This window comes from Saccharothrix sp. DSM 118769, assembly GCF_052936295.1.
Genome location: NZ_CP193627.1, coordinates 8,868,966 through 8,888,352 on the forward strand (window position 1 = coordinate 8,868,966; position 19,387 = coordinate 8,888,352).

The window sequence follows — 19,387 nt, forward strand, 5'->3', positions numbered from 1 at the left end:
TGGTGACCCTACTCAACGCCGGGGGTTGCCCGGAAAAGCCGGGTGGGAACCTCGGCGGTCACCACGACGGACGGATCGGCGGCCGGCAGCCACACGGACTGGCCCCGCCGCAGCTCCAGCACCGTCGAGCCGGACGTGAGCCTCGCCACACCGCGCGCGCAGAAGAGGATCTGCGGTCCGCTGTGGTCGATCCGGACCTCGTCGCCGTCGTCCACCTCGACGCGGGACAGCTCGAACTCGGGGCACGCCGTCCGGTACGTCCACAGGCCGGGCGCGGTCGGCGAACCGGTCTGCACCGGCATGTCGCCGCACGTGAAGTCGAGCACCCGCATCAGCTCGGGCACGTCGACGTGCTTGGGCGTCAGGCCGCAGCGCAGCACGTTGTCGGAGTTCGCGAGGATCTCCACGCCGGTGCCGTGCAGGTAGGCGTGCAGGTTGCCGGCGGGCAGGTAGATGGCCTCGCCGGGCTGGAGCACGATCCGGTTGAGCAGCAGCGCGGCCAGCACGCCCGCGTCACCGGGGTACGCCTCCCCCAGCTCCAGGACCGTACGGCACTCCAGGTCGAACTCGCCGTGCTCCTTCACGTGCGCCACGCACGCGTCGAGCACCTGCGGCAGCAGCACGTCCAGCGCGTTCTGCGGCAGCGTGATCACCGTGGTGAACAGGGCGCGCAGGCCCTCGGCGTCGGGCTGGGCGGCCAGCAGCTCGGTGTAGGGCGCGAAGTCGGGCGCGTCGAGCGAGCGCAGCAGCTTCACCGTCCGCGCCGGCTCCCGGAACCCGGCCAGCGCGTGGAACTCGGTCAGCGCGCAGACCAGCTCGGGCTTCGCCGACGGGTCCTTGTAGTTGCGGACCGGCGAGTCCAGCGGCACGCCCGCCGCGTCCTCGGCGGCGAACCCCTGCGCCGCCTGCTCCGCCGACGGGTGCGCCTGGAGGCTCAGCGCCTCGTCGGCGGCCAGCACCTTGAGCAGGAACGGCAGCCTGCTGCCCCACCGGTCGGCGCAGCGCGCGCCGAGCTGGCCGTCCGGGTCGTCCGCGAGCAGGTCCAGCAGGGACCGCTGCACGCCGTCCGCGCCGACCACGTGCGACGGGTCGCCCGGGTGGGCGCCCATCCACAGCTCGGCCTCGGGGTGCGGCGCCGGCACCTCGCGCCCGAGCATCTCGGCGATCGCGGTGCGCGAACCCCACGCGTACGCGCGCACGGCGTTGTGCAGCAGTTCCACAGTCAATCCCCTCACACGGCCGGCGCGTACAGCCCCGGGCCACCCAGCGTCCCCGCCGCCAGGCCCAGGTACAGCGCGGCCAGCTCGAACCGCAGCGCGAGCAGCGCGGCGCACACGGCCTCGCCGCCGCCGACCTCCTCGGCCGGCTCCAGCACGTCGGCTCCCGACAGGGTCTCCATCGCGACCCGGCGGGTGAACTCGGCCTGCGGGCCGCGGCGCACGGCCAGCAGCATCACCCGGACCAGGCCGTCCTGCTCGTCGTCCGGGTCGGCGAAGATGTCCGCGCCGGACGTGCCCCGCACCGCCCTCCGGTGCAGCGCCGACCGGGTCGACGCCTGAGGATAGCCGGCCACGTCGCTGACCACGCCCGCGTGCGCGGCGAGCATGCCCGCGCCGTGCACGGCGACGGCCGTGGCCAGGTCGTCCAGGCCCCACAGCAGCGGGGTGCGGTCGGCCACGCGCAGCGCCAGCGTCTTCGCCGGGTTCACGAACGACTCGTGCTGCGGGTGGCAGCGCTCGGCCTCGCGGTCCAGCTCGTCGGCGATGGCGTGCACGTCCGCTTCGAGCAGCCCCAGCGCCTCCAGCGCCACCAGCCACGCGGCGAACGCGCGGGCGAAGCCGAGGCCCCGCGGCACGGGCACGCGCGGCGGGACGAGCACGGCGTGCCGGGCCGCGGCGGCGGCCACCGGGCCGTCGGGCTCGGCGGTCAGCAGCACGCGCGCGCCGCGCCGGGCCACCCGGTCCACCGACTCGGCCAGCTGCACGTCACCGGGGTCCTCGGTGTGCGCGAGGACCACGTCGAGCGCGCCCACCCACGTCGGCACGTCGTCGGACACGACGACCGGCACCGGGCAGCGCGGCCCGAGCAGGGCCGTCACCAGCCCGGCGACGGCCGGCCCGACCCCGGGCCTGGCGACCAGCACCAGCGCCCGCGGCCGTTCGGTGAAGATGCGCCGGACCCCTAGCTCGTCCGCCACCTCGGCGGCGGCCCTGACCTGCGCGCCCGCGCGCGCGGCGGCGCGCAGCAGGCCGCCCGTGTCGGCGTCGGCGAGGCGGGACTGGTCGTCGAGGAGACTGTCGTCGAGCACGTGCTCACCCGGCCGTCGGCTCGACAGCCTCGTCGAGCAGCAGCACCGGGATGCCGTCCCGGACCGGGAACGACCGGCCGCACGACGTGCACGTCAGGTAGTCCGCCCGCGGGTCGGACGCGGTGCCGATTTCGAGCGGCGCGTGCTCCGGGCACGGGCAGGCCAGGATCTCCAGCAGCTGCGGGTCGAGTTGCACTGCCACGGCGCTCATCCCCTCACGATCGCCAGGACCTCGTCGCGCAGGGCGGCGACGGAGGCCGCGTCGGCGGCTTCGACGTTGAGCCGCAGCAGCGGCTCGGTGTTGGAGGCGCGCAGGTTGAACCACGAGCCGTCGGGCAGGCTCACCGTGAGGCCGTCGAGCTCGTCGAGCTCCACGCCCTCCCGGCCGCCGAACTCGGCCTTGATGGCGGCCAGGCGGCCGGCCTGGTCGTCGACCGTCGAGTTGACCTCGCCGGACGCGGCGTAGCGCGAGTAGGCGCTGGTCAGGTCGGACAGCGTACCGGCCTGCTCGCCGAGCGCGGCCAGCACGTGCAGCGCGGCCAGCATGCCGGTGTCGGCGCGCCAGAAGTCGCGGAAGTAGTAGTGGGCGGAGTGCTCGCCGCCGAAGATCGCCCCGGTCCGGGCCATCTCCTCCTTGATGAAGGAGTGGCCGACGCGGGTGCGCACCGGCGTGCCGCCGTGCTCGCGCACGATCTCCGGCACCGCGTGCGAGGTGATCAGGTTGTGGATGACCGTGCCGCCCGGGGCCTTGGCCAGCTCGCGCACCGCGACCAGCGCGGTGATCGCGGACGGGGACACCGGCTCGCCGCGCTCGTCGACCACGAAGCAGCGGTCGGCGTCGCCGTCGAACGCCACGCCCGCGTCGGCCCCGACCTCGCGGACCTTGGCCTGGAGGTCGACGATGTTCTTCGGGTCGAGCGGGTTGGCCTCGTGGTTGGGGAAGCTGCCGTCCAGCTCGAAGTACATCGGGACGACGTCGAACGGCAGGCCCTCGAACACCTTCGGCACGGTGTAGCCGCCCATGCCGTTGCCCGCGTCCACGACGACCTTCAGCCGCCGGTTGGCGCTCAGGTCGACCAGCTGGTGCAGGTAGGCGGCGTACTCGACGAGCATGTCGCGCTGCGTGACGGCGCCCTTGGCGACGCCCTCGGCGTCCGGCACGCCCTGCTCGGCGTCCTGGCGGACCTGCGCCAGGCCGCTGTCCTGGCCGACCGGCGCGGCGCCCGCGCGGCACAGCTTGATGCCGTTGTACTTGGCCGGGTTGTGCGACGCGGTGAACATCGCGCCGGGCAGGTCGAGCTTGCCGGAGGCGAAGTACAGCATGTCGGTGCTGGCCAGGCCGATGCTGACCACGTCGACGCCCTGGGCCGTGACGCCCTCGGCGAACGCGGCGGCCAGCCCCGGGGACGAGTCGCGCATGTCGTGGCCGATCACCACGGCGGGACCGCCGACCAGGCGCGCGAAGGCCGCGCCGAAGTCGCGCACGACACCCTCGTCGAGCTGTTCCCCGACGACACCGCGGATGTCGTAAGCCTTGACGATGCCGGACAGATCGCGCACGGCCACACTCCCGATATTCGGCTCTTGACACTGCCCTCAGGAGCCTACCGGCGCACGGGCGCGCGCCGCGTCCGGTCATCCGGTCGTTCGGACTTCGTGACGGGCCCGGCCGCTCTCCGCGCGGTCTCCGTGCGGTCGGCGAGGGGCCGTTCAGACCTCGCGAGGGGCCGTTCGGTCCGCGCGGGCCGTTCAGTCCTCGGGCGGGCCGTTCAGTCCTCGGGCGGGCCGTTCAGTCCTCGCGCGGGTCGGGCAGGACGCGGAGGTGGCCGCGCCTGATCGTGCCCGCGGGCACCTCGGGGACCTCGACCGCGGGGGTGCGCCCCGCCTCGCGCACGGCCTCCGCCAGCGCGGTCAGGTCGTCGACGGTCGGCTCCGGCGCCCGGAACTCGCCCTGGTGCCGCACGACCTCCCAGCCGCGGGGCGCGGTGAGGCGCAGCGCGTGCTCCTCGCAGAGGTCGTACGAGTGCGGTTCCGAGTAGGTCGCGAGGGGTCCGACGACCGCCGTGGAGTCCGCATAGGCGTACGTGAGCGTGGCGACTGCCGGGTTAGCGCACCCGGTTCGCGAGCACCGTCTCACGCTCCGCACGGCGGGGACGATATCGCGTCCCGCGCGAGGTGTGTTGGATTACCTCCGGCGCGGCGCTCGGGAGGGGTCCGGACTTCGGCAAGTTGCCTGGTCGCGGAGGCACCCGCACGGGGCCGAGCGGCCGACAACTACCCTTGTCCCGTGGTGATGGCTCGGGGTTCACGGCGGCAGGGCGCTCCGCGGCGGCGCAACCGCGACCGGCACGGCCGGGGGTTGCGCGGTCCGCTGTACCCGGCCACGCTGCCGGCGGCGCGCAGCCGTGCCGAGCGGTTCGACGCGCTGGTGCTGGAGGCGCTGGAACCGATCGAGGCGCGGTGGCGCACCGAGCTGACCCAGTTGGACGTGGCGGTCGACGACGTGCCCGACGTGGCGCCCAACGGCGACGACGGCGACGTGGTCGAGGACGGCAACGTCCCGCTGGCCCGGCTGATCCCGGCCGGCGCCGACCGCCGTGCCCGCATCGTGCTGTACCGGCGACCGCTGGAGGCGCGCGCGAAGGACGGCGCGGACCTGTCCGACCTGGTGCACGACGTCCTCGTGGAGCAGGTCGCGAACTACCTGGGCCTGGACCCCGACGTGATCGACGGCGAATAACCCAAAGCCCACCCGCGAGAGTCCAACGCTCAGGCCCCGAGAGTCCAACGCCCAGGCCTCGAGAGTCCAACGCTCGGACCCGGTGAGTTCTTCATCCACGCCTAACGGTGTGAGTCCCGAACGCAGAACTCAGGGGTCCTGGGCGTTGGACTCTCGGGGCCCGGAGGTTGGACTCTCGCGGTCAGGGGCGGCGGCGGGACGGGGGGATGGCGGTCAGGAGGGTGAAGAGGGCCGCGGCGGCCTGGAGGACCAGGAGGAACTCGCGCAGGGTCGTCGAGACCTCCACGCGCACCTCGGACGCCGTCGTCGGCAGGGTCACGCCCACCAGGTGCCCCCACGCCCGCACGGTCGCCACCTCGCGACCGTCCACGGTGGCCCGCCAGCCCGGTTCCTCCTCGGCCGCCAGCACCAGGAGCCTGCCCTCGGGCCCCTCGGACACCCGCACGCCCACCTCGGGCGGCCCGGCCTCGACGGGCGCGAGGCCGGGCGCGCCCAGCTCCACGGGCGGGTCGCCGCCGGTGCGGGCGCGCCGGGCCAGCTCCGGGGACAGCAGCACGGCGTTGCCCGCCGCCGGCTGCACGCGCAGCACGGGCCGCCCGTCGGTCATCGCGGGCGTGACGGCCACCAGGTCGCCCGCGGCGTCGCGCAGCCGCCGTGCCGCGGCCGGGTCGGGCAGGACGACGAACGCCACCCCGGACGCCGCGGCCTGGGCGAGGGCGGTCCGGGCGGTGGCGGCGTCACCGCCGGTCAGGTCGCGCGACCACCGCGCCAGCCGGGCCGGGGCGGCGGCCACGGGCACGAGGTCGTCGTCCCCGAACGCGGGCAGCCGGCCCGCCACGAGCCGCGTCGGCGTGCCGAGGACCAGCACGGACCGGCCGGTGCGCGGCAGCTCCCGCTCCACCGTCGACGGCAGCCGGGCCGCGTCGTCGGTCAGCGCGCCGGTGCGCAGGCCGGCGAACCCGGACACCGCCAGGCCGACGACCGCCACCACGCCCACCGCGGACACGACCCGCGCGAACGGCACGGCCGCCGCGTCCCGCCGGAACGCCGACAGCACGACGTGCAGCAGCCCCCACCCGACGACCACGAGCGCGGCGCCGGTCCAGCCGGGCTGGGCGGGCCCGCCGGGCAGCGGCGTGATCGGCACCGTCCGCAGCACGATCACCGCGAACCCGCCGAGCACGACGACCGCGAGCCCGGCGAGCATCGACCGGTTCGGCCGCGCGGCGAGCGCGAACAGGGCGAACGCGACCACCGCGAACCCGGCGAACGGCAGCGCGCCCGTCCCGCCCGGCCGCAGCGCCACCAGGTCGAGCAGCCCGGACACCGGGGTCTCCGCGAACGCGCCCACGCCGTGCAGCACGACCGACGGGTTCTGGAGCACCACGGCGGGCCACGGCAGCAGCAGCGCCATCGGCAGCAGCACGACCACGAACAGCGAGGCCACCCGCCGCCGGCCGTCGCCCGCCCGGCCGGGCACCACGACGAACCCGACCAGCGCGCCCAGCGCCACCAGGCCGTGCACGAGCGGCGAGAACGCGCCCAGCGCGGCGACCGCGAGCGCCGTCCCGGAGGCCACCGGCAGCCAGGCCGCGCCGGCGCCGCCGCGCAGCACCGACACCACCCCGGCGAACACCACCGGCACCAGCAGGTGCACCACGACCACGTCGAGCCGGCCCTGGCTGACCGCGGACGTGGCGGCCGGCAGCAGGGCGTACCCGGCGGCCACGAGGGCGCGCACGGGCCGCCGCGCGGGCACCCGCCGGGTCGCGGCGTAGGCGGCCAGGCCGGCCAGCGGGGCGTCCGCGACGAACAGCACGGCGACCAGCCCGGCCGGTGAGCCGACGAACACCCCCAGCACGCCGAGGACGGCGAGCGCCGCGGGCGCGGGCGCGGTCGTGCCGCCCGCCACCGGGTGCCAGGCGGCCAGGTAGGTCGACCACGTCGCGGCCAGGTCGCCGACCGGCAGCAGCCGCCCGCCCGAGAGGTCGAGGCCGAGGCGGGACGCGTTGGCCAGCAGGCCGAAGAGGGTGAGGCCGAGCACCAGCAGCAGCGGCGGGCCGAGGACGACGGACCGCAGCACGCGCGCCCGGTCGACCTCGACGAACACGATCCCGGGCACGGGGGCGGTGGTCCCGCGCGGCACCGGCGAGGGGCGCGGGCGCGGTGAGGGGCGCAACGCCCCGGGGGCCGTCCGCTCGGCCACCGGCACCACCACCGCCGGCCGCCGCAGGCCGCCCGTGGCGCGCACCGGCCGCCGCCGCGACAGCACGCCCGCGGGCAGCGCCGCCGGTCCGACCGCCGGGCGCTGCGCGGCGGACGGCGGCGACCACGCGGGCGACCGGCCGTCGTCGGGCAGCCTGCCGAGCGCCAGGTCGGCCTCGACGCGTCGCCTGATCAGGTGAGCCGACGCGGTGCGGGCGGCGTTGCGCAACCGCGTCACCCGGCTGGTGAACAGCCCGCGCACCACGCCGCGCACCGGCCGCGCGCGCCGGCCCGCGAGCAGCCGGGCGCGCCCGCTCAGCAGGTAGCGCAGCGCGCCGACCTCGGCGTGCGCGTCGGCGAACCGCCGCAGCAGGACGAACCCGAGGGCGCGCAGGACCGCGAGCACGGCGAGGCGGGGCAGGCCGAGCCAGAACGACGCCGCGCCGCAGTTGACCAGGAACGCGCGCAGGCCGTGCGCCCGGTCGACGCCCCGGTAGGCGGGTCCCGGGCGGGCCGCCGCCGCGTCCAGCCGCCGTTCGCCGCGGCCGAGGGCGCGCGCGTGCCGCACCCGCGCCACCGGGACGGACAGCACCAGGTGGCCGGCGAGGTTGACGCGCCACCCGAAGTCGACGTCGTCGCCCAGCAGGGGCAGCGCCCGGTCGTAGCCGCCGAGCGACTCCCACACCGAGCGGCGGACCAGCGACCCGGCGGAGGGCACGGCCAGCGCCTCGGTGCTCTGCTCGAAGAACGCGGTCTCGAAGGTCCCGACCGGTTCCGCGCCGCCGATGCCGGTCTGCCGGTGCCCGGAGGAGTCCGCGGACACGCCCGCCTCCACGACCAGGCGCGGGTCGGCCCAGTCCAGGGCCAGCGGGCCGAGCAGGGCGGCCGACGGCGACACCTCGGCCGCGGTCAGCAGCGAGGACAGGCAGTCGGGTTCGGGCGCGCAGTCGTCGTGCAGCAGCCACACCCACGAGCCGGGGTCGCCCCACCGCTGCACGGCGTGCTCCACGGCGGCGTGCACGGCCTCGCCGAACCCGGTGCCGCGCGGCAGCGTCAGCACGCCGTCTATCACCCGATCGGTACCTTCGGCGGCGTCGGCGAGGAGCTTCGCGGTGCCGTCCACGGACCCCGTGTCGACCGCGATCACGTGCCGGGGACGGGGTCGTTGCCGGCGCAGCGCGGACAGCGCCGTGCCCAGCCACCGGTCGCCGTCGTGGCACACCAGCACCGCCAGCACGGGTGCGGTGCGCAGCCGTGGAGCAGCCCCGCTCGTCAAGTGCCGCTCCTCGATCCGTTCCGACTACGCCGTGGGACGCCCACGGTAAGCCAGGCCGGACCCGGGGGGTTCGACGCGGCACGATCACGCGGCCTGACGACGCCGCGGGCCGCGCACCCGGTTCACGCGCTCACACGGCGCGCTTCTTGAGCTTCCTCCGCTCGCGCTCGGACAGGCCGCCCCAGATGCCGAACCGCTCGTCGTGCTGCAGCGCGTACTCCAGGCACTCGGAGCGCACCTCGCAGCCGAGGCAGATGCGCTTGGCCTCCCTGGTGGAGCCGCCCTTCTCGGGGAAGAACGCCTCGGGGTCCGTCTGCGCGCACAGGGCGCGCTCCTGCCAATCCTGCTCATCGGTCGCGTCGAACGCGCCGAGCACGACCGGCTCCTGTGCCGGGACGTCCCCGCCCACGATGCGACCCCCGTCGAATTCCTGCATCCAGTCCGCCTCCTCGCCTTCCGCTCTCCCCGGTTGGCGGACACCACTCGCCGTCCCCACAACGACGAATGACACCGATGTGATTACACCTGTGTCACAACACCCGGTCAAGCCGAGTCCACAGGACGGGGGATATTCGCGCGGATGGCCGCAAAAGCCTTGACTGGCTGCACAGACGGTGATTGGCCCGGCGTGGCGCGCGACACGCCGGGCGCGAACGGCCCAACGACCGACCTGTCGGCGGGCGCGCCCGGGAGGCCACACTGGTGGGGTGAAGCGATCAGCGGTGCGACCGAGTCCACTGTTCCTCAGCCTGCTCGCGGCGACGGTGGTGGGCGCCGTGCTGACCCTGTTCGAGGAGTCGCGGGCCGCGCTGGTCGGCGGCACGGTCCTGTTCGTGCTGGCCGGCTGGGCGGTGTCGCTGTGCCTGCACGAGTTCGGTCACGCGATCGTGGCGTACCGGGGCGGCGACCACGCCGTGCAGGCCAAGGGCTACCTGACGCTGGACATCCGCCGCTACACCGACCCGGTGCTGAGCATCGTGCTGCCGCTGGTGCTGCTGGCGTTCGGCGGCATCCCGCTGCCCGGCGGCGCGGTGTGGATCAACCACCACGCGCTGCGCGACAAGCGCGTCGAGTCGATGGTGTCGCTGGCCGGGCCGTTGTCGAACCTGGTGCTGGGCTTCCTGCTGGCGATGTCGGTGCTGCTGTTCTCGCCGCCGCTGGGCCTGGCCGCCGCCCTGTCCTACCTGGCGCTGCTCCAGGTGCTCGCGTTCGTGCTGAACATCCTGCCGATCCCGGGCCTGGACGGCTGGGGCGCGATCGAGCCGTACATGTCGTACTCGGCGCGGCAGTTCGGCGCGAAGGCCCGGCAGTGGGCCCCGTTCGTGCTGTTCGCGGTGCTGATCGGCTTCCCGACCATCGCCCGGCTGTTCTTCGACGCCTCGTACGCGGTGTTCGAGCTGGTCGGCGGGCACCAGTCGCTCGCCGGGTACGGCCAGGGCACCTTCCTGTTCTGGCGCTGAGCCCCGGTGGGAGGATGGCGTCCCGTGAAGGTCGTCGTACTGGTGGGCGGGGTTGGCGGGGCGCGGTTCCTGGTGGGGCTCAAGAGCCTCCTGGCCGGTCCGGGGCACGAGATCACCGCGGTGGTGAACACCGGTGACGACGTGTGGATGCACGGGTTGCGGATCTGCCCCGACCTGGACACCTGCATGTACACCCTGGGTGGCGGGATCGACGCCGAGCGCGGCTGGGGCCGGGCGGGCGAGACCTGGGCGGTGAAGGAGGAGCTGGCGGCGTACGGCGCGGACCCGACGTGGTTCGGGCTGGGCGACCGGGACGTGGCCACGCACCTCGTGCGCACGCGGATGCTGCGCGCCGGGTACCCGCTGTCGGCGGTGACCGAGGCGCTGTGCCACCGCTGGGAGCCGGGCGTGCGGCTGCTGCCCATGTCCGACGACCGGGTCGAGACGCACGTCGTCGTGGACCTCGACGGCGCGGAGAAGGCGATCCACTTCCAGGAGTGGTGGGTGCGGCACCGGGCCGCGCTGCCGGCGAAGTCGTTCGCCTCGGTGGGCGCGGGGACCGCGACCCCCGGGCCGGGGGTGGTCGACGCGCTGCTGGAGGCGGACGCGGTGCTGATCGCGCCGTCGAACCCGGTGGTGAGCGTCGGCACGATCCTGGCCGTGCCGGGGGTGCGGGACGCGCTGCGCAAGACGGAGGCCGGCGTGGTGGGCCTCTCCCCGATCATCGGCGGCAAGCCGCTGCGCGGGATGGCCGACGCGTGCCTGGCCGCGATCGGCGTGGAGACCTCCGCCGAGGCGGTCGGCCGCCACTACGGCTCGCGCAAGACGACCGACCGGGGCGTGCTCGACGGCTGGCTCGTGCACACCGGCGACCGCTGCGACGTGCCGGGCGTGGCGGTGCGCGCCGTGCCGCTGCTGATGTCCGGTGTGGACGAGACCGCCGCCATGGCGAAGGCCGCGCTGGACCTGGTGGGTGTCGAGCTTGGCTGACCACGCCTCGCCCTCGCTGACCGTCCTGCCGGTGACCGGGCTGCCGGAGTTCCGGCCCGGTGACGACCTGGCGGCGGCGCTGGCGTCGGCCGCGCCGTGGCTGGCCGACGGCGACGTGGTCGTCGTCACCTCGAAGGTGCTGTCCAAAGTGGAAGGTCGGCTGGTGCCGGTGCCGACCGACCCCGAGGAGCGCGACGCCGTGCGCCGGGAGTGGGTGCGCGCGGAGGCCGTGCGCGTGCTCGCGCGGCGCGGCCGGACGCTGATCACCGAGAACAAGCTGGGCGTCGTGCAGGCGGCGTCCGGGGTGGACGCGTCCAACGTGGCCGGTGACGAGATCGCGCTGCTGCCGGTGGACCCGGACGGGTCGGCCGGCGCGCTGCGGGCGGCGCTGCGGGAGCTGCTGGGCGTGTCCGTGGCGGTCGTGGTGACCGACACGATGGGCCGGGCGTGGCGGGTCGGGCAGACCGACGCGGCGATCGGCGCGTCCGGGCTGAGCGTGCTGCACCGGTACGCCGGGTCGGTCGACGGCCAGGGCAACGCGCTGGTGGTGACCGAGGTGGCGGTGGCCGACGAGATCGCGGCGGCGGCCGACCTGGTCAAGGGCAAGCTCGGCGCGGTGCCGGTGGCCGTGGTGCGCGGCCTGTCCTACGTCGACGACGGCTCGTCCGCGCGCGACCTGGCCCGCCCGGTCGAGGACGACCTGTTCCGGCTGGGCACCGCCGAGGCCGTGGCGCAGGGGCGTGCCGAGGCGGTCCTGCTGCGCCGCTCCGTGCGCTCGTTCGCGGCGGAGCCGGTGGACGTCGAAGCGCTTCGACGGGCCGTGGCCGCCGCCCTGACCGCGCCCGCGCCGCACCACACGCGGCCGGTGCGGTTCGTGCGGCTGACGGCGCGGCGCGCGGCGCTGCTGGACGCGATGCGCGAGCGCTGGGAGGCCGACCTGCGCGGTGACGGGCTGTCCGAGGAGGCCGTCGCCCGCCGCACGGCCCGCGGCGACTTCCTGCGGGACGCGCCGGAGGTCGTGCTGCCGTTCCTGGTGCGCGAGGGCGCGCACGACTACCCGGACGAGCGGCGCGCGTCGGCCGAGCGGACGATGTTCACCGTCGCCGGCGGCGCGGCCGTGCAGGGCCTGCTGGTCGCGCTGGCGGCCGAGGGCCTGGGGTCGTGCTGGGTGTCGTCGACGATCTTCTGCCCGGACGTGGTGCGCGCCGCGCTGGACCTGCCGGGGTCCTGGGAACCGCTGGGCGCGGTGGCGGTCGGCGTGCCGGAGGTCGAGCTGACCCCGCGCGCGCCCCGTGAGCTGAAGGGGTTCGTGGAGCTGTGAGCACCGGTGACCTGCACGCGGACGCCGTGGCGACGTTGACCGGGTGGCGTCCCGCCGACCGGACCCAGGAGTCGCTGCGGCAGGCGTACCTCGGTTTCCTCGCCGCCCGGGAGGACGGCTGCCTGCGCTCGTGCGAGCCGGGGCACGTCACCGCGTCGGCGCTCGTGCTGAACGCGACGGCCGACGCGACCCTGCTCACCCTGCACCCCCGGGTGGGCCGCTGGCTCCAGCTGGGCGGGCACTGCGAGCCGACCGACGAGACCCTGGCCGGGGCCGCGCTGCGCGAGGCGACCGAGGAGTCGGGCATCCGGGGCCTGCGCGTCGAGCCGACGCCGATCCACCTCGACGTGCACCCGATCACGTGCTCGCTGGGCAAGCCGACGCGCCACTTCGACGTCCGCTACCTGGTCCGCGCCCCGGTCGGGGCCCGGCCGCGGCGCAGCGCCGAGTCTGTCGACCTCCAGTGGTGGCCGCTCGACTCGATGCCCGCGAACGTGGACGACCTGTTCCCGATGATCGAGGCGGCCCTGGCGCGGTTGCGCTAGGGACCGGGTGCACGGGCCGAGTCGCGCCGGGGTCGGGCCTCGGCGGGTCGGGCCAGGTCACACGGCGCGGTGGTCGCGCGGGCTGAAGCGGGGGCCGAAGCGGGGTTTGCCGAGGCCCGCCGCGAGGACGTAGCGGACCGCCCGCTGCCGCTGCGGCGCGTACGCGGCCAGTTCGGCGGCCATGGCGTCGTCGTCGATGCGGCGGCCGAGCAGGGCCCAGCCGACCAGGCCCGCGAGGTGGAAGTCGCCGAAGCTGACGGCGTCCGCGTCGCCCCACGCGCGCTGCGCCACCTCGGCCGCCGTCCACACCCCGATGCCCGGCACCTTGCGCAGCAGCGCCCGCCCGGCCTCGCCGCCCAGGCCGCACGCGCCCTCCAGCCGGTGGGCGACCTGCGCCGCCGCGACGAGGGTGCGGCGGCGCGCGCCGTCCACGCCCGCCCGGTGCCACTCCCAGTCGGTGATCGACAGGACCGCGCGCGGGGTCGGCGGGACCCGCAGGTCCGGCCGGGGACCGGGCGCGGGCGTGCCGAAGCGCAGGCACAGCTCGCGGTACGAGCGGTGGGCCTCGGTGCCGGTCACCTTCTGCTCCAGGACCGCGGGCAGCAGGGCGTCCCACACGCGGCCCGTCGCCGACAGCCTGATCCCGGGGCGCCGGCGGCGGACCTCCGCGACCAGCGGGTGGTGGCACTCGAACGCCGAGTCGTCGTCCGACGCGCCCAGCAGGGCCGGCAGGCCGTCCAGCAGCCAGTCCGCGCCGGGACCCCACGCGTCGGCCTCCACCGCGTCACCGCGCCGGACGTGCAGGGTGCCCGGACCCGCCGGGGTGGTGGCGGTCAGCCACACCCCGGCGTCGGCCCGGAACGACGGGTCGCCCGGCCCGCGCCGCAACGGCCCCAGCACGGTGCCGAGGTCGAGCGGGAACGGCGGCGACCACGTCCTAGGCATCCGCGGAGAACCTGATCCCCGCCTCGGGCAGCACGACGCCCGGCCACACCCGCGCCCCGCCGACCAGCTCGCACCGCGCGCCCACCACCGCGCCGTCGCCGATCACCGAGTCCACGACCACCGCGCCGGCCTGCACCAGGGCGTTCGCGCCCAGCACGCTGCGCTCCACGCGCGCGCCCTCGCCGACCACGGCCCCGTCGAACAGCACCGCGCCGTCCACGACCGCGCTCGCCGCGACCGTGCAGCCCGCGCCGACCGTGGTGCCGCCCCGGACGACCGCCGACTCGTCGACCGCGGCGCCCGGCAGCAGCACCGCCTCGCCCGTGGCGGACAGCGCGGCGGTCGGCGCGATCCCCCGCACCAGGTCCGCCGAGCCCTGCACGAACGCGGCGGGCGTGCCCAGGTCGAGCCAGTACGACGCGTCCACGTGGCCCTGCACCCGCGCGCCGGCGGCCAGCAGCCCGGGGAACGTCTCGCGCTCCACCGACACCGGCCGACCCGCGGGGATGGCCTCGACCACCTCGCGCCGGAACACGTAGCAGCCCGCGTTGATCTGGTCGGTCGGCGGGTTCTCGGTCTTCTCCAGGAACGCGGTGACGCGCCCGTCGGCGTCCGTGGGCACGCACCCGAACCGGCGCGGGTCGTCGACCCGGACCAGGTGCAGCGTCACGTCCGCCCCGGAGGTGCGGTGCGTGTCCAGCACACCGCGCAGGTCCACCCCGGAGAGGATGTCGCCGTTGAACACCATCACGTCGCGTTCGCGCAGCTTGTGGGCCACGTTGCGGATCGCGCCCGCGGTGTCCAGGGGCACCTCCTCGACCACGTACTCCAGCTCCAGGCCGAGCGCCGACCCGTCGCCGAAGTGCTCCTCGAACACCTCGGCCTTGTACGACGTGCCGAGCACCACGTGGGTGATCCCGGCTTCCCTGATGCGCGACAGCAGGTGGGTGAGGAAGGGCACCCCGGCCGTCGGCAGCATGGGCTTGGGGGCGGACAGGGTCAGGGGCCGCAGCCGGGTTCCCTTGCCCCCGACCAGAACCACTGCCTCGGCGCCTTGCAGCTCCGACATGCCGTTTTTCCTCCTCCGCTTACTTCCACCCTGAGTTGCGAATACTCTGGCACGAGCACCTCGACGGCACGGGCGGTGGTCCGGGTCGGAGGCGCACCCACCGTTCCGGCACCGCCGGCGTTCACCGCCGGCCCACAGCACGCAGGAGAGATCCGGATGGACCCCCGCGCTCGGGCCGACGCGGCGCTCGCCCGTGCTCGTGCCCGCGGCATGCACGTCGTGACGCCGGACAACATGACGTCGCCGATGGACTCGTCGGCCACCCAGCAGATCCCGCGCAGCATGGTCAACGCCCTGGACCCCCGCGCGGACCCGGACTCGACCATGGTCCTGGCCGCGCACGTGGCCGCGGGCCGCCCCGCCCCGCCCCCGATGCAGCCCCCGATGTCGCCCGCCGCGCCGCCGGAGCCCGAGCAGGAGCTGCGCGTGGCCCCCGGTCCGGTGCCGACGGTGCAGCAGGTGCCGGTGTCGCGGCCGTCGCTGTCGCAGCGGCTGTCGGGCGGTCCGCCGCAGCAGCCGGGGATGACACAGCGGTTGAGCGGCGACTGAGCGGCGGAGTGACAGACCGAGCGGCGACCAGGCGACAGACCAAGCGGCGACGGGGCGACGGGCCAAGCGGTGACCGGGCAGCGCCCGACAACGCCCGAGCGACGCCCGAGCGGCGACCGAAGTCTCGCGAGGTCGGCCATTTCACGGCGTTGGCGTGGTCGCGTCGCTGGTGAGGGCTGTTGCCGAACGGTTCGGCAAGGCTGGCGCATTCATGCCATGGACGCGCTCTCATCACCTTTGCGAATGTTGCACGGCTTCCTTGCGGTCAGCCCCATGAGGATTGTTGAACAATTCTTTTTGATGGTCTGATGGCCGGTTCGAGCATCGCCCCTGAAATTGGAGGCGCGTACCCGGAACGGGCTAGCGGGTCATCAGCTTCAGGCGCAACGACAGGCCGGCGCGCACGGCCAGCATGACCGGGGCCCACAGGAGACCCCTGTGGCGGTCCGACAGGTAGCGGTAGGCGCTGGAGTGGTGGGCGGCCAGCATGCGGGACGAGGCGCGCTTCGTCGAGTGACCGCCGATGTGCACCACCTCGGCCTCGGGCACGTAGACGTTGAGCCAACCGGCGCGGGTGACGCGGTCGCCCAGGTCGACGTCCTCGAAGTACATGAAGTACCTCGGGTCGAAGCCGTCGACCGAGTCGAACGCCTCCCGGCGCAGCAGCAGGCACGAGCCGGACAGCCAGCCGGCCGTCCGCTCCTCCAGCGACGCCGCCGCCTGCCGGTACGCCTTCGACCACGGGTTGCCGGGCCACACGTGGGCGAAGACGGCGTGCCCCAGGCCCCGACCGAGGGACGGCAGGAGGCGTGCCGAGGGGTAGACGGCACCGGACGGTTCGCGGATGAGCGGGCCGAACGCGCCGCCGCGGGGCCAGCGCTTGGTGGCCTCCAGGAGCGCGTCGAGGCTGCCCACGCCCCACGACAGGTCGGGGTTGGCGACCGCGACCCAGCCGACCGAGTCCGGCAGGGACCGCACGCCCAGGTTGGCGGCGGCGCCGTAGCCGGGGTTGCCGCCGGTCGGCAGGAACGTCACGTGCTCGTGCTCGTCCGCCGCGCGCTCGGGGACGCCGTCGGTCGACCCGTTGTCGGCGAGGACCACCGACACGGGCCGGGTGGTCGCCTCCGACAGCGTGGACAGGAACGTGTCCAGGGTGTCACCGGGCGAGTAGGTGACGGTCACCACCGCCAGGCCGTCTCCGTAGCGCGTCACGCCGGCCACCCTAGTGGTGGTGCGCGCGGTGCACGACGGCGTGCCCCTTGCCCCGCGAGATGAGCCACCGGTTGACGGGCACGGTCAGCACGAACGCGACCGCGAGCGAGAACGCCAGCGCGCCCCAGAACAGGGGGCTCGACACGCCGGCCGCCATCGCGCCGGGCACGGCGACCATGATCGCGTTGTCGATGACCTCCATGACCGCGATCGACGCGGTGTCGGCGGCCAGCGCCACCTTCAGGGCCGCGCCGAACGCGAGGCCGCCGCGCAGCACGCCGCGCAGGGTGAGCGCGTAGCCGAAGAAGAACGCCAGCACGACCGCGAGCACCACCGTGCCCCAGTTCGGCAGGCCGAGCGCGGTGCCGACGACCATGCCGAGCACCTCGCCGATGGCGCAGCCGGTGAGGCAGTGCAGGGTGGCCGAGACCGCCGTTGACCAGGATGTCCTCATACCGCCGAATATACCCCTAGGGGGTATGTAAAAGGCAAGGGCGAACGAGGGATGGGACGGGGTCGGTCAGCGGCGGTGGGCGCGGGCGGCGCGCTCGTAGGCCAGGCGGTGCCGGGCGGCCGACGTGGACCAGGCGAAGTCCTTCGCCCGCACGAGGGCGGCGGCGCCGAGGGCGTCCCGCCGGGCCGGGTCGTCCAGCAGCTCGCCGAGCGCGGCGGCGATGTCGCCCGCGCCCACCCCGCAGTACGCGACCGCGTCGCCGCCCACCTCGGGCAGGCTCAACCGGCGCGTGGTCAGCACGCACGCCCCGCTGGCCATGGCCTCCAGCACCGGCAGCCCGAAGCCCTCGCCCAGCGACGGGTAGGCCACCAGCTCCGCCCCGCCCAGGAACCCGGCCAGCGACGGGAACGGCAGGTAGCCGGCCCGGATCACCCGGATGCGGTGCGGCACGGCGTCCAGCGCCCGCTCCACCTGGCTGTCCCAGCCGGGCTGCCCGGCGAGCACCAGGGCGGGCGGTCGGGCGCGGTCCCGGCACGCCTGCGCGAACCCGCGGATCAGCGCCGGCACGTTCTTGCGCGGCTCCAGCGCCCCGAGGAACGCCACGTACGGGGTGTCCCCCAGCGACAGCATCCGCCGCACCTCGGCCACCTCGGCGGCGGTCGGCGGGTGGAACCGGTCGGTCTCCACGCCGTGCTGGGCGATGTGCAGGGCGCGCCGGTCGGCGCCGGCCACGCGGGCCAGCTCGTCGGCGGTGGCCCGGGACGGCACGACGCACAGCGAGGCGCGCTTCAGCGCGGCCCTCGTCCAGGCCCGGAAGAACCTGGCCTTGACCGACGAGTGCAGCACGGCGTCGGTGAAGAACGTCGCGTCGTGCAGCGTCACGACCGACGCGGTGCGGTTGGCCAGCGGCAGCGTGTAGTGCGGCGAGTGCACGACGTCCACGCCGAGCCGGGCGGCGATCCGCGGCAGCGTGGTCTGCTCCCAGGTCAGCCGGGCGGTGCGGGTGGCGACCGAGTCGACGGCGGCCACGACGCGCGACCGCGGCGCGAGGGTCGTGTAGAGCTGGGCGTCTCGGGGTTGGCACACCACGCTGAGCCGAGCACCGTCGGCGTCCAGCGCGGCCACCAGGGAGTCCACGTACCGCCCGACGCCACCTCGGTCAGCCGGAACGGCGGTGGCGTCGATCAGCACGCTGGGTTCGACGGGTGACACGCGGTGAAGGGTACGGCGGTCGACGGGCGGGCTGACCGGGAATGGCGTAAACGGTTCGTCAACGACACAGCCGCAGGTGCACGCCCCACACCGCGCGGGCGGCGTTCTCCCAGGTGAAAGCCTCGGCACGGGTGCGACCGGCGGCGCTCAGGCGCTCCGCCAGCGCTGTGTCGAACAGCACGGAGCGCAGCCCGGCGGCCAGCGCGGACCGGTCACCGCGCGCCACCTCCACGCCCGCCCCGCCCGCCACCTCGACCAGCGCGGGCGCGTCCGAGTGGACCACGGGCACCCCGGCGGCCATGGCCTCCACGACGGGCAGCCCGAAGCCCTCGGCGAGGCTCGGCGCGGCCAGCACCGCCGCCCGCCGCAGGACGAACGCGAGCCGCGCGTCGCTCAGCCGCCCGAGGAGGTGGACGTGCGGCGCGCGCAGGTCCACCCCGCCCCACCCCGGCGGCCCGACGACGACCAGCGGCACGCCCAGCTCGGCCGTCGCGGCCGTGAGCAGGTCGAAGCCCTTGCGCGGCTCGACCGTGCCGATCGCCAGCACGTACCGCGGCGGGAGGGGCACGGCCTCCTCGTCGGGGAAGCGCGTGACGCCGTTGCCGACGACGTGCACGGGCGCGGGACCCGGCGCGTACCGGCGCAGCTCCCCGGCGACGGTCGCGGTCGGCACGACGACGGCCCCCGCCCGCGCCACCGCCCGCCCGATGGCACGCCGGTGCCACGCCACGCCGCGCGGGGTCAGCGTCGACGGGTGGGTCCACGGCACGGTGTCGTGCACGGTCACCACGACCCGCCCGCGCGGCGGCGCGAACGGGGTGAAGGCGTGCACCGAGTCGCCGCCCGGCCAGTAGGGCACCCCCCGCTCCCACGCCGCGACCAGCGCCCGCCGGGGCAGCGGCAGCACGCGCGGGCCGGCGACACCGGGCACGACGGCCGCCGACACGTCCGCGTGCCTGCTCACGGCACCGGTGACGGTCCAGCCGGCGGGCGCGGTCGCGGCCAGGGCGGCGGCCAGCTCGCGGGTGTACCGGCCCGTCCCGCCGGGCACGGGGGCCAGCAACTGCTCGGTCAGCACCACCAGGTTCGGCACGTCGCGTA

19 protein-coding genes are annotated in these 19,387 nt (G+C 75.4%); 6 read left to right on the plus strand and 13 right to left on the minus strand.

All coding sequences use genetic code 11. The features are described from left to right. Window positions 1-8 precede the first annotated feature (8 nt). The 5 genes from manA to ACRAKJ_RS37785 form a co-directional block, all read right to left on the minus strand. Window positions 9-1,220 (minus strand): mannose-6-phosphate isomerase, class I, encoded by a 1,212-nt coding sequence (manA, locus tag ACRAKJ_RS37765; RefSeq protein ID WP_438924915.1) that lies wholly within the window; start codon window positions 1,218-1,220, stop codon window positions 9-11. Between the two features lie 11 nt (window positions 1,221-1,231). Further along, entirely contained in the window at window positions 1,232-2,308 is a 1,077-nt protein-coding gene (locus ACRAKJ_RS37770) for an SIS domain-containing protein (RefSeq protein WP_438924914.1), read from the minus strand. 4 nt (window positions 2,309-2,312) lie between these two features. After that, the gene (locus tag ACRAKJ_RS37775) at window positions 2,313-2,510 is read right to left on the minus strand and encodes a Trm112 family protein (RefSeq protein WP_438924930.1); all 198 of its coding nucleotides are present in this window, start codon (window positions 2,508-2,510) and stop codon (window positions 2,313-2,315) included. Window positions 2,511-2,515: 5 nt separating this feature from the next. After that, window positions 2,516-3,868, minus strand: a complete 1,353-nt coding sequence (locus ACRAKJ_RS37780) for a phosphomannomutase/phosphoglucomutase (RefSeq protein WP_438924929.1) — start codon at window positions 3,866-3,868, stop codon at window positions 2,516-2,518. 229 nt (window positions 3,869-4,097) lie between these two features. After that, entirely contained in the window at window positions 4,098-4,454 is a 357-nt protein-coding gene (locus tag ACRAKJ_RS37785) for a DUF3499 domain-containing protein (protein ID WP_438924913.1), read from the minus strand. A gap of 147 nt (window positions 4,455-4,601) precedes the next feature. Here ACRAKJ_RS37785 and ACRAKJ_RS37790 point away from each other — a divergent pair, with 147 nt between their 5' ends. Further along, window positions 4,602-5,048: a metallopeptidase family protein gene (locus ACRAKJ_RS37790; RefSeq protein ID WP_438924928.1), complete on the plus strand. Its 447-nt coding sequence runs from the start codon at window positions 4,602-4,604 to the stop codon at window positions 5,046-5,048. A 181-nt stretch (window positions 5,049-5,229) separates the two neighbouring features. Here the strand turns inward: ACRAKJ_RS37790 and ACRAKJ_RS37795 are convergent, their stop codons facing one another. Both ACRAKJ_RS37795 and ACRAKJ_RS37800 read right to left on the minus strand, forming a co-directional pair. Next, window positions 5,230-8,529, minus strand: coding sequence for a glycosyltransferase (locus ACRAKJ_RS37795; RefSeq protein WP_447008819.1), 3,300 nt, complete (start codon window positions 8,527-8,529; stop codon window positions 5,230-5,232). A 130-nt stretch (window positions 8,530-8,659) separates the two neighbouring features. Further along, window positions 8,660-8,965, minus strand: a complete 306-nt coding sequence (locus ACRAKJ_RS37800; protein ID WP_438924525.1) for a WhiB family transcriptional regulator — start codon at window positions 8,963-8,965, stop codon at window positions 8,660-8,662. Window positions 8,966-9,236: 271 nt separating this feature from the next. Between ACRAKJ_RS37800 and ACRAKJ_RS37805 the strand changes: the two genes are divergently transcribed. Genes ACRAKJ_RS37805 through ACRAKJ_RS37820 form a run of 4 tightly spaced genes read left to right on the plus strand, consistent with a single transcriptional unit; the run spans window position 9,237 to window position 12,845 of the window. Next, on the plus strand, window positions 9,237-9,989 hold the full coding sequence (locus ACRAKJ_RS37805) for a site-2 protease family protein (protein ID WP_438924524.1): 753 nt from the start codon (window positions 9,237-9,239) through the stop codon (window positions 9,987-9,989). A 24-nt stretch (window positions 9,990-10,013) separates the two neighbouring features. Further along, window positions 10,014-10,979, plus strand: coding sequence for a 2-phospho-L-lactate transferase (gene cofD, locus ACRAKJ_RS37810; RefSeq protein WP_438924523.1), 966 nt, complete (start codon window positions 10,014-10,016; stop codon window positions 10,977-10,979). Next, the gene (locus ACRAKJ_RS37815) at window positions 10,972-12,300 is read left to right on the plus strand and encodes a coenzyme F420-0:L-glutamate ligase (RefSeq protein ID WP_438924522.1); all 1,329 of its coding nucleotides are present in this window, start codon (window positions 10,972-10,974) and stop codon (window positions 12,298-12,300) included. The genes cofD and ACRAKJ_RS37815 overlap by 8 nt, the downstream gene beginning before the upstream one ends. After that, window positions 12,297-12,845, plus strand: coding sequence for an NUDIX domain-containing protein (locus ACRAKJ_RS37820; RefSeq protein WP_438924521.1), 549 nt, complete (start codon window positions 12,297-12,299; stop codon window positions 12,843-12,845). Before ACRAKJ_RS37815 ends, ACRAKJ_RS37820 begins: the two co-directional genes overlap by 4 nt. A 57-nt stretch (window positions 12,846-12,902) precedes the next feature. Here ACRAKJ_RS37820 and ACRAKJ_RS37825 read toward each other — a convergent pair whose 3' ends face one another. Both ACRAKJ_RS37825 and ACRAKJ_RS37830 read right to left on the minus strand, forming a co-directional pair. Then, complete coding sequence (locus ACRAKJ_RS37825) at window positions 12,903-13,790, minus strand: DNA-3-methyladenine glycosylase family protein (protein WP_438924520.1); 888 nt, start codon at window positions 13,788-13,790, stop codon at window positions 12,903-12,905. Then, window positions 13,783-14,859, minus strand: coding sequence for a sugar phosphate nucleotidyltransferase (locus ACRAKJ_RS37830; RefSeq protein ID WP_438924519.1), 1,077 nt, complete (start codon window positions 14,857-14,859; stop codon window positions 13,783-13,785). Before ACRAKJ_RS37830 ends, ACRAKJ_RS37825 begins: the two co-directional genes overlap by 8 nt. 156 nt (window positions 14,860-15,015) lie before the next feature. Between ACRAKJ_RS37830 and ACRAKJ_RS37835 the strand changes: the two genes are divergently transcribed. Beyond that, entirely contained in the window at window positions 15,016-15,408 is a 393-nt protein-coding gene (locus ACRAKJ_RS37835) for a hypothetical protein (RefSeq protein WP_438924518.1), read from the plus strand. Window positions 15,409-15,768: 360 nt separating this feature from the next. Here the strand turns inward: ACRAKJ_RS37835 and ACRAKJ_RS37840 are convergent, their stop codons facing one another. The 4 genes from ACRAKJ_RS37840 to ACRAKJ_RS37855 all read right to left on the minus strand — a co-directional run bounded on the left by ACRAKJ_RS37840 (window position 15,769) and on the right by ACRAKJ_RS37855 (window position 19,379). Next, on the minus strand, window positions 15,769-16,620 hold the full coding sequence (locus ACRAKJ_RS37840; protein ID WP_438924517.1) for a glycosyltransferase: 852 nt from the start codon (window positions 16,618-16,620) through the stop codon (window positions 15,769-15,771). A gap of 10 nt (window positions 16,621-16,630) precedes the next feature. Continuing rightward, window positions 16,631-17,074 carry a DUF4396 domain-containing protein gene (locus ACRAKJ_RS37845; protein ID WP_438924516.1) on the minus strand — a complete coding sequence of 148 codons (444 nt, stop codon included), beginning with the start codon at window positions 17,072-17,074 and terminating at the stop codon, window positions 16,631-16,633. 66 nt (window positions 17,075-17,140) lie between these two features. Then, window positions 17,141-18,265 (minus strand): glycosyltransferase, encoded by a 1,125-nt coding sequence (locus tag ACRAKJ_RS37850; protein WP_438924528.1) that lies wholly within the window; start codon window positions 18,263-18,265, stop codon window positions 17,141-17,143. A gap of 79 nt (window positions 18,266-18,344) precedes the next feature. Continuing rightward, entirely contained in the window at window positions 18,345-19,379 is a 1,035-nt protein-coding gene (locus ACRAKJ_RS37855; protein WP_438924515.1) for a glycosyltransferase, read from the minus strand. Window positions 19,380-19,387 lie beyond the last annotated feature (8 nt).

Coding starts and splice junctions, on each gene's coding strand:
- ACRAKJ_RS37825 (WP_438924520.1), bottom strand. CDS start 13,790: ATGCCTAGGACGTGGTCGCCGCCGTTCCCGCTCGACCTCGGCACCGTG.
- ACRAKJ_RS37800 (WP_438924525.1), bottom strand. CDS start 8,965: ATGCAGGAATTCGACGGGGGTCGCATCGTGGGCGGGGACGTCCCGGCA.
- ACRAKJ_RS37790 (WP_438924928.1), top strand. CDS start 4,602: ATGGCTCGGGGTTCACGGCGGCAGGGCGCTCCGCGGCGGCGCAACCGC.
- ACRAKJ_RS37835 (WP_438924518.1), top strand. CDS start 15,016: ATGGACCCCCGCGCTCGGGCCGACGCGGCGCTCGCCCGTGCTCGTGCC.
- ACRAKJ_RS37830 (WP_438924519.1), bottom strand. CDS start 14,859: ATGTCGGAGCTGCAAGGCGCCGAGGCAGTGGTTCTGGTCGGGGGCAAG.
- ACRAKJ_RS37845 (WP_438924516.1), bottom strand. CDS start 17,074: ATGAGGACATCCTGGTCAACGGCGGTCTCGGCCACCCTGCACTGCCTC.